Source organism: Moritella sp. 24 (assembly GCF_018219155.1).
In the GTDB taxonomy this organism is placed as follows: domain Bacteria; phylum Pseudomonadota; class Gammaproteobacteria; order Enterobacterales; family Moritellaceae; genus Moritella.
Genome location: NZ_CP056123.1, coordinates 3,514,833 through 3,528,466, shown reverse-complemented (window position 1 = coordinate 3,528,466; position 13,634 = coordinate 3,514,833). Strand labels below are relative to the sequence as shown.

Below are 13,634 nucleotides of genomic sequence, written 5' to 3'. Positions count from 1 at the left end.
TTCACCTATTCCTCAACTGTTCTTTCACTATGATGTCTATTTTTAATAAACTATACTCCTCTAAGATTAATCAATTAAATCGAATATATTCATTCACTATATTAGTGAGTTCAATAGTGCAGCAGGGACAAGCAATGAAAGATATAAATTGGCGTGGAGTAGATTTGAATTTATTGTTGACGTTCAATGCGTTGATTAGATTTGAAAGTGTATCGGAGGCGTCAAAGCATTTGAATCTAGGTCAGCCTGCAACGAGTTACAATTTGAAACGGTTAAGAGAGTTGTTAGATGATCCACTGTTTGAGCGACAGGGGCATAAAATGGTACCTACTTACCGGGCAAAAGAGATCGCGCCAAAGGTAAGCCAGATCTTAGCTATCGTTCGTGAAAGTATTTTGCCACAGCAGGATTTTGATTGTGATTGTTATGATGGTGTTTACAAAATTGGTTTGACGGATTATGCCGAGCAGATATTTGGACCTGAGATATTCGATACTTTATTACAACTTTCCCCTGACTGTAAGGTGCTGTTCAAACCCGCAGATCCTCAAAATAGTGTGCAGATGTTAGAAGCTGGAGAGGTTGATCTTTGTATCGGAGTATTCAACGAGTTACCCACTAACATCAAAACTACATTCCTTTATCGAGAAAAGCATTTATGCATATTTGATAACAGCGTTATGCAGGTTAAATTACCGATCCCACTAGATACTTATCTCAACACACCGCAAGTTATTATCACTGCAAATGCTGATTTAACCAGTCGGGTTGATAGCAGCTTAGATACGATGGGCATTAAGCGTAATGTTGTACTCGGTACTACTCGATTTTTCACTGTTCGACGTATTTTATCTGGGCGTAAATTACTGGCGGTGATGGCAGAGATGGTCGGACGCAGTGATTTAATTCAAGATGAACTTACACTCTGTACGCCACCGATTGATATTCCCGATTTTGATGTTGATATGATCACATTAAAACGCAATGCAGCTCACCCTCGACTTATTTGGTTAAGTGAGCAAGTTAAGTTGGTGGTGCAGGACAAGGTCGCTCGGCTGAAGTCACTTGAGTAATATCGAATAATTGATCTTATAAATATTAATTGATAACACTGATGTTAATTATAAATATGTTCGATTTCAATGATAGATGATTTAGCACTACTATCCTGAGCACAAATTACATTTTGCTACAGGAGCTACAAATTGATTTTCTCTCCATTGGCTGGGGCTAACTGGTTCAGTGCAACTAAGATGTCCCGCCTCCTCAAGTTTATTTTTGCTTGTGCTATTTTTTTGGCTTTAACAGGTTTTTTTCAAGTCGTATATGCCCATGGGGTAACACTTGGCGATCAGGGTTATATCCAAGAAATATCAGGCGTCAATATCATTCCTTTTATGTATCTTGGTGCTAAACATATGGTGACGGGTTATGACCATTTGTTATTTTTGTTTGGGGTTATTTTCTTCCTCTACAGGCTAAAAGATGTGGGACTGTATGTCAGTCTGTTTGCTGTCGGTCATTCTTCAACCCTGCTTATAGGGGTATTTTTTAATGTCCCAGCTAATGCCTATTTGATTGATGCAATTATTGGTCTGTCAGTGGTCTACAAAGCCTTGGATAATCTTGGTGCATTTCAACGTTGGTTTGGCTTCCAACCTAATACTAAGGTTGCCACGCTAATTTTTGGTTTATTTCATGGCTTTGGCTTAGCGACAAAAATTCAAGAGTTTGAAATGTCAACGGATGGACTCCTGACAAATCTGATCGCGTTTAATGTTGGTGTTGAAATGGGTCAACTTATCGCACTTTCTATCATATTAATCATTATGGGATTTTGGCGAAAAAGCGCTAGATTCAAGCAACAAGCCTTTGTTAGTAACACAGTGTTAATGGCGGCAGGTTTTTTACTCATGAGCTACCAGCTATCTGGCTACATCTTAAATTAGGAACATTAAATGTATAATTCAAAAAACACAGATATGGCAGAACTGCCGAGCACTCAATCTTTATTTAAAGCGACTATAACTGCATTTTCAGTTGCCGTGATCCTGACTATTTCGGTAGTGTTACCTGCAGAGTTTGGTATTGATGTCACGGGAATCGGTCGGGTAATCGGTTTGCAGGAGATGGGGGATATTAAAGTGTCGCTAGCAGAAGAAGCTAAGCAGGAAGATCTTGCTATACAAGCGAATAACACCAGTCAGTCGGTAATAGAAATAGCCGCAGATCCTGAAGTCGTGGCAATGATAAGCAATGCAGTATTGGATAAGTCGATAGAGTTACCATTATCGTCAGATACTAGAACGATAGTACTTAAAAATGGCGGAGCTGCGGAATTGAAAGTCGCGTTGAAAAAAGGCCAATCAGTTAACTATACGTGGACGTCGAGCGATAAAATCAACTTTGATAATCACGGTGATTCTGCTTCGGTAGATTATTTACGTTATTCAAAAGGCCGTAATGTTGCTGAAGATAAGGGTAATATAGTTGCAGGGTTTGATGGTTATCACGGCTGGTTTTGGCGTAATCGCTCAGGTAAAAGTGTCACGATAGAAATCCAGTTCGAAGGTGAATATAGTGAAGTGAAGAGGGTTAAGTAAAGTTCGTTAAATAAAGCTGATCTAGGTATACAGTCGAGATCAGCTTTATTATATTTTTAATATCGATAGGGTAGAGAGGCTATAAGATATTAGCTATTAATTTTTACCTGAAGATTTGATATATGCTCAGCTATTTCGGTAGAGGTGATCCCACAAGTAATAAAAGCGTCTGCAAGTTTAACTAAATATTCCCTAACATCATTTTGATTATCTGTGTCTGGTATTGTTGTGCCTCGGATGAATCCATAAATGTTAACTAACTTTATTATGCCTGCTGTATTGAGGCCATATTCTTTAGTAATCTTGATACTTGCAGAAAGTACTTTAAGTAAATCAAAGTGCCCGAAGTTTACTGTGATGGTCTGTGAATTAGGATCAGAAGCATAAAAATGTAACAGGTTTTCAGTAATTAGTCCAAAATTGAGATTCTCATTTTGCGGAGTATTATAATTTTCAAGCTGGCAAAAACTCCGAATCTTGTTATATCCACTATATAGTGACATGAATTGATCTGGACTTTGAAAAATATTAATGGTCACCTCCATACTCGTCACATCACCAAATTGGCTATTAGATGGGGTTTTTAAACGAAATTTATCCAGTAATTTAACATATGATATAAAAACTTCGTATGGGTTAGACTTCTCAGGTGTATGTTCAGTGATCAAGCTCGTCAGACATTCTTCAAGAGAGAGTTGTATTTGCTCTAGCCTATGGCTTGGTTGCAAATAACCTAATTCATATTGGATATTGTTGCGATTGTTTTCAGTGAAAATACTTTTATAAAAGGCTTTCTTATCATGAAATAAAAAAGAACCTGAAAATGTTTTTTCAATTGATATTAGAGTGTCGTTAAACTCTGAAATATGGCTTTGATATTCTTTAAAATTTAAAGCTTTTAATTGCTTCTCCCATAGGGCACTTTGGAGTTCTTCTGTATTTTTTTGATGTTTACTGAGATTATAGTTTTGAATCATTAATAGGACCAAGGTTCCAATAGTTCCTATCGCCCCAAACCACATAGCCCAGTTCCCAAAAGCAACAGAGTCATATTGATAGACTTGTCCCGATAATATTAAAAAAACTAAAGCAAAAAAAGCAAATATGAGTCCGCCACCAATAATTAAAAAAGGCTTAATATTTTTCATTGGTATCACCACTTGAGGAATTACGATTTTTGATCGTCAGCTGGGTTGTGAGATACTGAATATGTTGTTGTTGAATCTCTAGTTCGTTTTGATGTGACGATTTAAGATATTGTATTTGTTGATCTTTGCTTCGTATCTCTATATTTATTTTTTCTAATTGCTCTTTTTGTGGGGTAATTATCATTATCGATACAATCAGTATTGTTGTTATAAAACCACTGATAAGAATGCCGATAACATTTATAAGCGACATTTTGTATTCTGTTAGGCTTGTATGGGTCATTGCTAATTGCCTGATAGTTTTATGAGAATACTATTCTACACTATCCGTTACTAGATTAAACGATAGGCATAGTTAGATTAACTACGTTACTACATGATAATCATAGTTAAAATAATGATACCTATTGGTTATGAATTAAGACTACAAAGGGCTAAATAGTAATTTTAGAGGTAATTTAATCATGGCAAAAGTAATGATCTTATTAACGTCGGCTATATTTTTTTTCTATGGTTTACTCTTTGTTGCTTTTCCACAAGAAGTCTTATACTTTTTAGTTCAGAGTAAGATGGATTCTAGCTCGGGAATTATCGATTTAAGGGCGACTTATGGCGGTATGTCTATGAGCGTTGGTCTAGTGTTATATATTTTGGCTAAGCAAGATAATACATTGCATATAGGTTTGTTAGCAGTGCTTTTATTAATGTCAGGTATGGCGCTAGGACGTCTTGTAGGAATGGTTGTTGACGGTAATCCAAATTATGTCATGCATATTTACTTAGTATTAGAGTTATCTGTTTGTGTAATAGCAGGACTACTACTCAAAGGCAGATATAAATAACAAAAAAGGCGTCATTACGACGCCTTCTAATATCTATCACTGTATTACTAAAAAATTAAGCCTGACGGTAAGTCGATAGGAAGTTTGCTAGTTTGTTAATCGCAATTGTTAACTCTTCAACACGTGGTAAGAATACAACGCGGAAGTGATCTGGACGGCTCCAGTTAAAACCAGTACCTTGCACAATCAATAGCTTTTCTTGTTGTAACAAGTCTAAGGCAAATTTCTGGTCGTCTTTGATATTGTACATTTCCATATCAATTTTCGGGAACAGATACATCGCACCTTTTGGTTTAACACACGAGATACCCGGAATTTCATTTAACATCTTCCAAGCTAAATCACGTTGTTCCAGTAAACGGCCACCCGGTAGAATCAACTCATTAATACTTTGATAACCGCCTAACGCTGTTTGTATCGCATGTTGCATCGGTACGTTAGAGCACAGGCGCATTGACGCTAACATTTCTAATCCGGCAATATAATCCTTAGCAAGGTGCGTTGCACCGCTCAGTACCAACCAACCAGAGCGGAAACCCGCAATACGGTATGCTTTAGATAGACCATTGAAAGTAACAATCAGAATATCTTGTGCAAGCGTACACATTGGCACATGCTCAACACCGTCATATAAGATCTTGTCATAGATCTCATCAGCAAAAATAATCAGCTTGTTTTGACGCGCAACTTCAATCACTTCTAGCAAGAATTCTTTGCTATAAACCGCACCTGTCGGGTTGTTTGGATTGATTAAAACAATACCTTTAGTATTCGGTGTAATCTTCGATTTAATGTCATCCAGATCAGGATACCAATCAGATTCTTCATCACAAATGTAGTGCGTTGCTTTACCACCAGAAAGGGTAATTGCCGCTGTCCACAATGGATAATCTGGTGACGGTACTAATACTTCATCACCATTATTCAGCAATGCCTGCATCGACATCATGATTAATTCTGATACACCATTACCCAAATAAATATTATCTATTGATACATTCAGCAGGCCTTTCTGTTGATAATGCTGCATTACAGCTTTACGCGCAGAGTATAGTCCTTTTGAATCACAATAACCTTGGCTTAATGGCAGGTTATGAATCACGTCTTTAACGATTTCTTCTGGGGCTTCAAAACCAAATGGGGCGGGATTCCCGATGTTTAATTTGATTACTCGATGACCTTCTTCTTCTAAGCGATTCGCTTCTTTTAATACTGGTCCACGTATGTCGTAACACACGTTATCTAACTTGTGAGATTTTTCTATTGAGTACATCCCGTCTCCAACGCTTTAATTATGTATATTGGTTTTTCTTTCTGTAATAAAAGTAACGTATATAAGGCATTGTTGGAAGTGATATTTGGTGATTAGACTGATTTATTGTTGCGCCATTGTTAATTGATCGGCTTCGGGTGTAACATTATCAGTAATGGTTACCAAATTACGGTGATTTTGTGAGAGTATTGTTGAAATACAACAGTTAAATACAATATTAAAAGGATGTAATAAAAGACAATGAGCCAACAATTAAACCCAGCAAAAATGAGCGGATTACAAATACTACAAGCAATGGCAGAAGGATTATTCCCACATCCTTCGATTTGCCATACCATGCCAATGGAGTGTGTAGACCTAAGTGAAGGTCATATTCACTTTAGTGTGAAAGCGGATGATCGTCATTTAAACCCGATGGGAGGTGTGCATGGTGGTTTCGCTGCAACGGTCCTTGATTCAGTGACCGGCTGCGCTGTACACACCACTTTATCTGCAGGTGATACTTATGGCACGGTCGATTTAAACGTAAAAATGGTGCGTCCTATTCCAAAAGACACTGTATTGCATGCTAAAGGCAAGGTATTGAACGTATCAAAAACAGTGGCTATCTCGGAAGGTGATATTCGTGATGAAAACGGCAAGCTTTACGCGCATTGTACAGCGACATGCGTAATCACTCGCCAAGCTAAATAGGCTAGGGTTTACTAGGAACACAAGATCTGAGATGAGCTTATGATAAATACAGCATCTGAAATTAACGAAAACACTTTTCAGTACAACCCGTCAGCTAGTGAGAATGCAGGTAAAATGGTGATGGGTCATCGTGGTGCATCATCTATTGCTCCTGAGAATACCTTGGCAGCCTTTTTATTAGCCGAAGACCATGACGTTCCTTGGATTGAAGTGGATGCGGATATGCTTGGTGATGGTACCGTTGTTATTTGCCATGATGCGAGATTAGATCGTTGCAGTGACCAGTGTGGTTTGCTGCGCGATAAAATCGTCACGGATCTTGATAATATTGATGCAGGTGCATGGTTTTCGCCTGACTTTGTGGGTGAACGTATTCCCACGCTGGTGGAACTCATTCTATTTACTAATGAAACAGGGATGCACCTGAACTTAGAAATTAAATCAGGTAATGATAAAGCCACAACCGACCAACTCATTGATGGGATCATTCGTGATATAAACCACCATTGGCAAGGTGGACAGCAATTACTGATTTCCAGCTTTAATTATTTATTACTCGCCGAAGTGAAACGCCGCGCACCGGAAATAAGCTTGGCGTGTCTATTTGACTCGCCATTACCGAGTGACTGGTTAACGTCGATGCAGTACGTGGGGGCCGAGTTTGTACATCCCAATGATAAAGGGTTAACTGAGTTACAAGTGAGAGCGATGACTGAGGCTGGTTATCGCGTTAACGTGTGGACGGTGAATAATTTGGCACGTGCAAATCAGCTATATAATTGGGGTGTAACGGGGATTTGTTCAGATATACCACAGCAATTTTCGCCTTGTTACCGAAATTAATCGCAATCTCCATCACAGCCTCTAGTGCGGCAAGGATTATAGATAATGACAAATAAGGACGTTTATGATGTCAGCGAGCGATTAGCATTACGTTGGCATACATTACTGCAAGATAATTTTGTTCAGTTAACCGAAGCAGAAATACAGCACGCTTGGTTACGTTTGTTAGCGCATTATCAAGAAGCATATCGCCATTATCATGATCTTACGCATATTGATGCCTGTTTTATGTGGTTTGATCGTGTGAAAGACCAATTTGATGATCCCTTGGCGGTTGCATTCGCTATTTGGTTTCACGACATTATTTATGATGTGAGACGCAGTGACAATGAAGTAAAGAGTGCGCATTATGCCGTGACAGCACTGACTAACTTAGATAGCCCGATAGCCTTGGTGCAAAAGGTGTATGAGTTAGTGTTATTAACGCAGTATCCAAGTAAGCCAAGATATGTAATCAAGAGTATATCGGATTCACTATTCAATCGAACTCACAATGAAGTACTTGTGAGTATTAACGACCAGGCATTATTTTTAGACATTGATTTAACGATATTAGGGCAAAATAGTGCCACGTATACCGTCTATGAAGATGCTCTCCGTAATGAATATCAGCATGTACCGCAGTGGTTGTATAAATTAGCGCGAAAACGTTTACTTAAACGCTTTTTACGTCAGCCTAAAATTTATTATTCTGATTATTTTAAAGAAAAATTTGAATGCCAAGCGAGAGTGAACATACAATCAGCGCTTAAGTCTTAATGGAATACACTGAATCATGATTATTAATGGATCACCTTGTCAAGATGTCGCAATTGCCGATCGCGGTTTTAATTTTGGTGACGGGCACTTCACCACAATAAAGATGGCCGCTGGGCAAGCACTCCTATTAGATTTACATATCGCGCGGTTACAGCAAGCGTGTGTGGTCTTGGGCATTGAGTTTAGCCAATGGGATGAACTGGTTGCGGCAATTAAGCAGCAGGCATTAGCATTACAAGTAGGTGTATTAAAAGTGACTATCACGCGCGGTGAGGGTGGTCGTGGTTATGGTGTAACAGGATGCAGCAGTGCTAACTGGTATTTACAGCATCGACCTATACCTGTGCATTATCGCGAATGGGCAAATTCAGGTATTGAGTTAATGGTCTGCCAGTACCAGCAAACCGTCAATCCAGTGCTTGCCGGATTAAAAACCTTAAATAGACTTGATCAAGTCATGATTAAGCAAGAATTAGATGCTGAGAACATGGCTGATGGATTAGTGTGTTCGACAGATGGCTATATAGTCGAAACATCCGTAGCGAATGTGTTTTGGGTTACAAACGGTCAAATCTATACCCCAAGCACAGCACGCAGTGGTGTTGAAGGTGTGATGAAAACACATGTTTTGGAGTTGTTGAATAATCTAAACATAACAATAAATACAGATGATTACACTTTATCGGATGTGCTTGATGCAGACGAGATTTTCATTACAAACTCAGTGATGGAGGTTGTGCCGGTTAAGCGTATTATTAAACCCGATTTGAGTATTGATGTGAGCTTTGATTGTGAAAGAAAGAGTGGGGAAAGTAGCGATAAACTTATCGCACACACGTTGTCTTTTTTATTACAGGAAACAAAATAACAAGCATTGTCATCAATACAACACGCTTAACCATAAGATAAAGCGTGTTGTCACTTATCATCGAAATTAGTAAATTCGGCGTTTTAAACCTTTCTTATCTAATATCTTGGTTGCGATTTCTTCAACCGAAAATGATGTACTGTTAATGAAAGGTATCTTTTCACGGCGGTATAAGTATTCCACTTCCGATATTTCTAACTTACATTGGCGTAATGACGCGTAAGTACTGTTAGCAAGGCGTTCACCACGGATATCCTGCAGGCGTTTTACGTCAATAGTGAGACCAAATATCTTATCTTTATTACGTTTCAGCGCTGGTGGCAGTTTTAACTCATCCATATCATCTGCAATAAACGGGTAGTTAGCAGTCTTAATACCGAACTGTAATGCCAAATATAAACTGGTTGGCGTTTTGCCACTACGGGATACACCGACTAAGATTAAGTCAGCATCATCGTAATCTTTACAGGTAATGCCGTCGTCGTTTGCAAGTGCGTAATTTACCGCTTCAATACGCGCATCATAAGTGTCGTTTTTAAGGCTGTGAGTACGGTGCGATTTAGGCTCTGCTTTAATATTTAATTGCTCTGAAAGCGGTGATACAAAAGTGCTCAAAAAGTCGTGAGAATGCCCTTCATTTGATTCGATGATTGTCCTTATTTCAGATGAAACTATCGAATGAAACACTAGTGGCTTCTGTCCTGTTTTTGCAACGATATCATTAATTTTTTGAGTAACATTTTTTGCTTTTTCTTCGGTCTCGATAAAGGGAAATGTGTGCTGATCAAATTCGATCGGAAATTGGCTTAGAAGCGCGTGACCAAAGACTTCAGCGGTGATCGCCGTGCCATCAGATACATAAAAAACAGTTTGCATTTACTCTATCCTTTTCATAAACAGATGAATTTTTCTAAGCAAGTATCTTACATTGAAATTAATAGCTGTGTATGATTAAAAACACTAAGGAAAGCAAGATGATTATTTTGCATTAATAATATGTGAGCAATATCCTGTATCGCCCACAATTAAAATCATTTTTGAGATAGATTAAATCTGGAGAACTGCCGTGATAGAGTACGTAATTGGCTACGAAAAACTTGGAATGAACGACGTTGAACGCGTTGGCGGCAAAAATGCATCATTAGGTGAAATGATCAGTAACTTAGCAGGCGCAGGCGTGCAAGTTCCAGGTGGTTATGCAACTACTGCAGATGCGTTTAATGAGTTTTTAGAGCAAAGTGGTGTAAATGACCAAATTTATACACTTTTAGATAATCTAGATGTTGATAACATTGCAGCGTTAACAGAAGCTGGTGCGAAAATTCGCCAATGGATCATCGACACACCTTTCCAACCTGAATTAGAAGCTGCTATTGCTGCAAGCTATGAAGTATTAGCTGGCGAAGCAGGCGACCAAGCATCATTTGCTGTACGTTCTTCGGCAACTGCGGAAGATATGCCTGATGCATCATTTGCTGGTCAGCAAGAAACATTCTTAAACGTACGTGGTTATGACAACATCATTGTTGCAATCAAACACGTATTCGCATCGCTATTTAACGACCGTGCAATCTCTTACCGCGTGCATTCTGGTTATGACCACCGTGGCGTGGCATTATCTGCGGGTATTCAACGCATGGTTCGTAGTGATGAAGCATCATCTGGTGTGATGTTCTCTATTGATACTGAATCTGGTTTTGAAGATGTTGTATTCATTACTTCTTCATATGGTCTTGGTGAAATGGTAGTACAGGGCGCAGTTAACCCTGATGAATTCTACGTTCATAAACCAACACTAGCTAAAGGTAAACCAGCTGTTGTACGTCGTAACATCGGTAGCAAACAGATCCAAATGATCTACTCTGCTGACGAAGAACATGGCAAGCAAGTTCAAATTGTTGATGTTGAAGCAAGCAAATCTCGTGAGTTCTCTATTACAGATGAAGAAGTAATGGAACTAGCGAAACAAGCTGTTATTATCGAAAAACATTACGGCCATGCGATGGATATCGAATGGGCGAAAGATGCAATCGATGGCAAAATTTATATCGTTCAAGCACGTCCTGAAACAGTACGTAGCCGTGAAGATAAGCAAGTAATGGTTCGTTTCCACCTAGACGCTAAATCAGCAGTCATCTCTGAAGGCCGTGCAATTGGCGGTAAGATTGGTGCAGGTCCAGCTAAAGTTATTTCATCTATTGAACAAATGGATGAAGTACAAGAAGGCGACGTATTAGTAACTGACATGACAGACCCTGATTGGGAACCTATCATGAAACGTGCTTCTGCAATCGTAACAAACCGTGGTGGCCGTACATGTCACGCTGCAATTATTGCACGTGAAATGGGTATCCCTGCTGTTGTTGGTTGTGGCAACGCAACAGACCTAATTGAAAATGGCCAAGAGTTAACAGTATCTTGTGCTGAAGGTGATACAGGCTTTATTTACGAAGGTATCTTACCGTTCCGTGAAACGTCATCAAAAGTAGATAACTTACCGGAAATTCCTGTAAAAGTGATGATGAACGTGGGTAATCCTGATCGTGCATTTGATTTCGCTGCATTACCAAACGAAGGTGTTGGTCTAGCACGTCTTGAATTCATCATTAACCGTATGATCGGTATTCACCCGAAAGCATTGCTTAACTTTGATAAGCAATCGCCAGAGCTACAAGCTGAAATCAATGAAATGATCGCAGGTTATGCATCACCAGTTGAATTCTACATCGCTAAATTACAAGAAGGTATTTCAACGCTAGCAGCTGCGTTCTACCCGAAAAAAGTAATTGTGCGTATGTCTGACTTTAAATCTAACGAATACGCTAACTTAGTAGGCGGTGAATTCTTCGAACCTGAAGAAGAAAACCCAATGTTAGGTTTCCGTGGTGCATCACGTTATATCTCTGAAGATTTCCGTGACTGTTTCGCGCTAGAAACTGAAGCAATCAAACGTGTACGTAATGACATGGGTTTAACTAACGTTGAAATCATGATCCCATTTGTTCGTACATTAAGTGAAGCGGCTTCTGTGATTGATTTACTGGCTGAGCATGGTCTGAAACGTGGTGAAGACGGATTACGCGTTATCATGATGTGTGAAGTACCATCAAACGCATTACTTGCTGACAAGTTCCTACAGTACTTTGATGGCTTCTCAATCGGTTCAAATGATTTAACGCAACTGTCGTTAGGTCTAGATCGCGATTCAGGCATCATCTCTCATCTATTTGATGAGCGTAACGAAGCGGTTAAAGTATTATTGGCTATGGCAATTCAAGCGGCTAAGAAAGCAGGTAAATACGTAGGTATTTGTGGTCAAGGTCCATCGGATCACGAAGACTTTGCTGCTTGGTTAGTTGAACAAGGCATTGATAGCGTATCGTTAAATCCTGATACAGTATTAAGCACTTGGTTATATCTAGCAGACAAGCACGCTAAATAAAGTAGCGTAAGCGACCCCGTATTTAAGTCTTGTTATTTGAATGCGGCTGTTGAAGTTAAAAGCCCCAAATCAGTGTTGATTTGGGGCTTTTTGTTTATGCAGCGTGTTTATCGGTACTTGCTGATGTGTATAGCTGGTATTCGACGTTATTGAGTTGGTTATCAAAGCTAGTTAAAATCATATCGATAGACTCTGTCGCAATATTAAAAAAACGATCTGCTTTGATGGTTGGTCGGTTAATAATAATTTCATTATCAATAACTTTCAGTAAATAAGATATTTTTAATAAATAGTCCGGATTATTTTGAATATTAATACTTTGTTCTAATGACTGACACAGGTAGTTAAGTCGGATTCGCTCTGCGCGTGTACATACTTTTGCTGCCGCAATTCCTGTTCCGAGTGCACGTATTTGTGCGATACTTTCAGCCGTAAATAACAATTCCTGCCATAAAAATTGGATTGATTCGCTATTATTATTGCTGAGTTGATGCAGCTTATTATCAAACGCAATGTCATTAATAAGATAGAGTAAATTCAAGACAAGTTTATTATGCTGTTCAAGGTTATTACGAATATTAAGGTTGAAGTAATCAGCCGCTAAACGCTGCCAGTGATCACGCATTGCTTGCCAGCGATCATTTTCAGACAAGTCTGGGTACATATCGGTTATTTCAATATTAAGCTGATTAATCTTTTCTGTGACCGCGATTAAACGTGATTTAAGCTCAATTTCCCCATGCAAGATACCATTTGATAAGCCTCGGTGCTGCTGCATACGTGTTAATAGTTTACGCATTACATTGAGTTTAATTAAACCATCGAGTTGTAACTGTCGGCGGCTTTGTTGCTGTTGCTGCATTTGCAGTAATAAAAAACCGAGTCCAAGCAAGGTGCAGAGCAACAATGCGCCGCTAAGTACGAAGGTTAATAATTGATTCATCATGCATACCTTAATATCCGTATAGGGTATCTAACTATTCAGGGTATATAACACTAAGCAAGTATAGTACCAATCCTAAGAGGGGGTAATGGGGTTTTCATGCACCAATTTTGGGAAATATACAGGTTAACTCCCTATATTGGTGAGTGGTTATAAGTGAGATCAATTTAGACTTTATCTATAGAGGAGGAATTAAGTCACTCATGTTACACTGCATTTA

General features: G+C 38.9%; 14 protein-coding genes. 9 read left to right on the top strand and 5 right to left on the bottom strand.

Annotated features, from left to right (window positions below; translation table 11 throughout):
* Positions 1-134: 134 nt before the first annotated feature.
* The 3 genes from HWV00_RS15700 to HWV00_RS15690 all read left to right on the top strand — a co-directional run bounded on the left by HWV00_RS15700 (position 135) and on the right by HWV00_RS15690 (position 2,603).
* Positions 135-1,073: a LysR substrate-binding domain-containing protein gene (locus HWV00_RS15700; RefSeq protein WP_211682770.1), complete on the top strand. Its 939-nt coding sequence runs from the start codon at positions 135-137 to the stop codon at positions 1,071-1,073.
* Between the two features lie 180 nt (positions 1,074-1,253).
* Positions 1,254-1,949, top strand: a complete 696-nt coding sequence (locus HWV00_RS15695; protein WP_211686631.1) for a HupE/UreJ family protein — start codon at positions 1,254-1,256, stop codon at positions 1,947-1,949.
* Between the two features lie 9 nt (positions 1,950-1,958).
* Positions 1,959-2,603, top strand: a complete 645-nt coding sequence (locus HWV00_RS15690) for a hypothetical protein (protein WP_211682768.1) — start codon at positions 1,959-1,961, stop codon at positions 2,601-2,603.
* Positions 2,604-2,692: 89 nt separating this feature from the next.
* On the opposite strand, the gene HWV00_RS15685 is transcribed toward HWV00_RS15690, so the two are convergent.
* Both HWV00_RS15685 and HWV00_RS15680 read right to left on the bottom strand, forming a co-directional pair.
* Positions 2,693-3,751, bottom strand: a complete 1,059-nt coding sequence (locus HWV00_RS15685; protein WP_211682766.1) for a hypothetical protein — start codon at positions 3,749-3,751, stop codon at positions 2,693-2,695.
* Positions 3,738-4,034, bottom strand: a complete 297-nt coding sequence (locus HWV00_RS15680; protein WP_211682764.1) for a hypothetical protein — start codon at positions 4,032-4,034, stop codon at positions 3,738-3,740. Before HWV00_RS15680 ends, HWV00_RS15685 begins: the two co-directional genes overlap by 14 nt.
* A gap of 181 nt (positions 4,035-4,215) precedes the next feature.
* On the opposite strand from HWV00_RS15680, the gene HWV00_RS15675 reads away from it, so the two are divergent.
* Positions 4,216-4,593 carry a DUF4345 domain-containing protein gene (locus tag HWV00_RS15675; protein ID WP_211682762.1) on the top strand — a complete coding sequence of 126 codons (378 nt, stop codon included), beginning with the start codon at positions 4,216-4,218 and terminating at the stop codon, positions 4,591-4,593.
* Between the two features lie 55 nt (positions 4,594-4,648).
* Here the strand turns inward: HWV00_RS15675 and HWV00_RS15670 are convergent, their stop codons facing one another.
* A complete protein-coding gene (locus tag HWV00_RS15670; RefSeq protein WP_211682760.1) occupies positions 4,649-5,866 on the bottom strand; it encodes a pyridoxal phosphate-dependent aminotransferase in 1,218 nt (405 codons plus the stop codon).
* Between the two features lie 240 nt (positions 5,867-6,106).
* Between HWV00_RS15670 and HWV00_RS15665 the strand changes: the two genes are divergently transcribed.
* The 4 genes from HWV00_RS15665 to pabC are packed head-to-tail and all read left to right on the top strand — an operon-like array spanning position 6,107 to position 9,029.
* The gene (locus tag HWV00_RS15665; protein ID WP_211682758.1) at positions 6,107-6,559 is read left to right on the top strand and encodes a PaaI family thioesterase; all 453 of its coding nucleotides are present in this window, start codon (positions 6,107-6,109) and stop codon (positions 6,557-6,559) included.
* A gap of 39 nt (positions 6,560-6,598) precedes the next feature.
* Positions 6,599-7,402 (top strand): glycerophosphoryl diester phosphodiesterase, encoded by an 804-nt coding sequence (locus HWV00_RS15660; protein ID WP_211682756.1) that lies wholly within the window; start codon positions 6,599-6,601, stop codon positions 7,400-7,402.
* 45 nt (positions 7,403-7,447) lie between these two features.
* Positions 7,448-8,161, top strand: a complete 714-nt coding sequence (locus tag HWV00_RS15655) for a hypothetical protein (protein WP_211682754.1) — start codon at positions 7,448-7,450, stop codon at positions 8,159-8,161.
* Positions 8,162-8,177: 16 nt separating this feature from the next.
* Positions 8,178-9,029 (top strand): aminodeoxychorismate lyase, encoded by an 852-nt coding sequence (gene pabC, locus HWV00_RS15650; protein WP_211682752.1) that lies wholly within the window; start codon positions 8,178-8,180, stop codon positions 9,027-9,029.
* 66 nt (positions 9,030-9,095) lie between these two features.
* Here pabC and HWV00_RS15645 read toward each other — a convergent pair whose 3' ends face one another.
* Positions 9,096-9,905: a pyruvate, water dikinase regulatory protein gene (locus HWV00_RS15645; protein ID WP_211682750.1), complete on the bottom strand. Its 810-nt coding sequence runs from the start codon at positions 9,903-9,905 to the stop codon at positions 9,096-9,098.
* Between the two features lie 190 nt (positions 9,906-10,095).
* Here HWV00_RS15645 and ppsA point away from each other — a divergent pair, with 190 nt between their 5' ends.
* On the top strand, positions 10,096-12,471 hold the full coding sequence (ppsA, locus tag HWV00_RS15640; protein WP_211682748.1) for a phosphoenolpyruvate synthase: 2,376 nt from the start codon (positions 10,096-10,098) through the stop codon (positions 12,469-12,471).
* A gap of 94 nt (positions 12,472-12,565) precedes the next feature.
* Here the strand turns inward: ppsA and HWV00_RS15635 are convergent, their stop codons facing one another.
* Positions 12,566-13,417: a nitrate- and nitrite sensing domain-containing protein gene (locus HWV00_RS15635; protein ID WP_255554643.1), complete on the bottom strand. Its 852-nt coding sequence runs from the start codon at positions 13,415-13,417 to the stop codon at positions 12,566-12,568.
* Positions 13,418-13,634 lie beyond the last annotated feature (217 nt).

What these genes read in the sequence shown, in the direction of transcription:
- HWV00_RS15700 (WP_211682770.1), top strand. Translation starts at nt 135, where the DNA reads ATGAAAGATATAAATTGGCGTGGAGTAGATTTGAATTTATTGTTGACG.
- HWV00_RS15635 (WP_255554643.1), bottom strand. Translation starts at nt 13,417, where the DNA reads ATGATGAATCAATTATTAACCTTCGTACTTAGCGGCGCATTGTTGCTC.
- pabC (WP_211682752.1), top strand. Translation starts at nt 8,178, where the DNA reads ATGATTATTAATGGATCACCTTGTCAAGATGTCGCAATTGCCGATCGC.
- HWV00_RS15655 (WP_211682754.1), top strand. Translation starts at nt 7,448, where the DNA reads ATGACAAATAAGGACGTTTATGATGTCAGCGAGCGATTAGCATTACGT.
- HWV00_RS15685 (WP_211682766.1), bottom strand. Translation starts at nt 3,751, where the DNA reads ATGAAAAATATTAAGCCTTTTTTAATTATTGGTGGCGGACTCATATTT.
- HWV00_RS15675 (WP_211682762.1), top strand. Translation starts at nt 4,216, where the DNA reads ATGGCAAAAGTAATGATCTTATTAACGTCGGCTATATTTTTTTTCTAT.
- HWV00_RS15695 (WP_211686631.1), top strand. Translation starts at nt 1,254, where the DNA reads ATGTCCCGCCTCCTCAAGTTTATTTTTGCTTGTGCTATTTTTTTGGCT.
- HWV00_RS15680 (WP_211682764.1), bottom strand. Translation starts at nt 4,034, where the DNA reads ATGACCCATACAAGCCTAACAGAATACAAAATGTCGCTTATAAATGTT.
- HWV00_RS15690 (WP_211682768.1), top strand. Translation starts at nt 1,959, where the DNA reads ATGTATAATTCAAAAAACACAGATATGGCAGAACTGCCGAGCACTCAA.
- HWV00_RS15665 (WP_211682758.1), top strand. Translation starts at nt 6,107, where the DNA reads ATGAGCCAACAATTAAACCCAGCAAAAATGAGCGGATTACAAATACTA.
- HWV00_RS15660 (WP_211682756.1), top strand. Translation starts at nt 6,599, where the DNA reads ATGATAAATACAGCATCTGAAATTAACGAAAACACTTTTCAGTACAAC.
- HWV00_RS15670 (WP_211682760.1), bottom strand. Translation starts at nt 5,866, where the DNA reads ATGTACTCAATAGAAAAATCTCACAAGTTAGATAACGTGTGTTACGAC.
- HWV00_RS15645 (WP_211682750.1), bottom strand. Translation starts at nt 9,905, where the DNA reads ATGCAAACTGTTTTTTATGTATCTGATGGCACGGCGATCACCGCTGAA.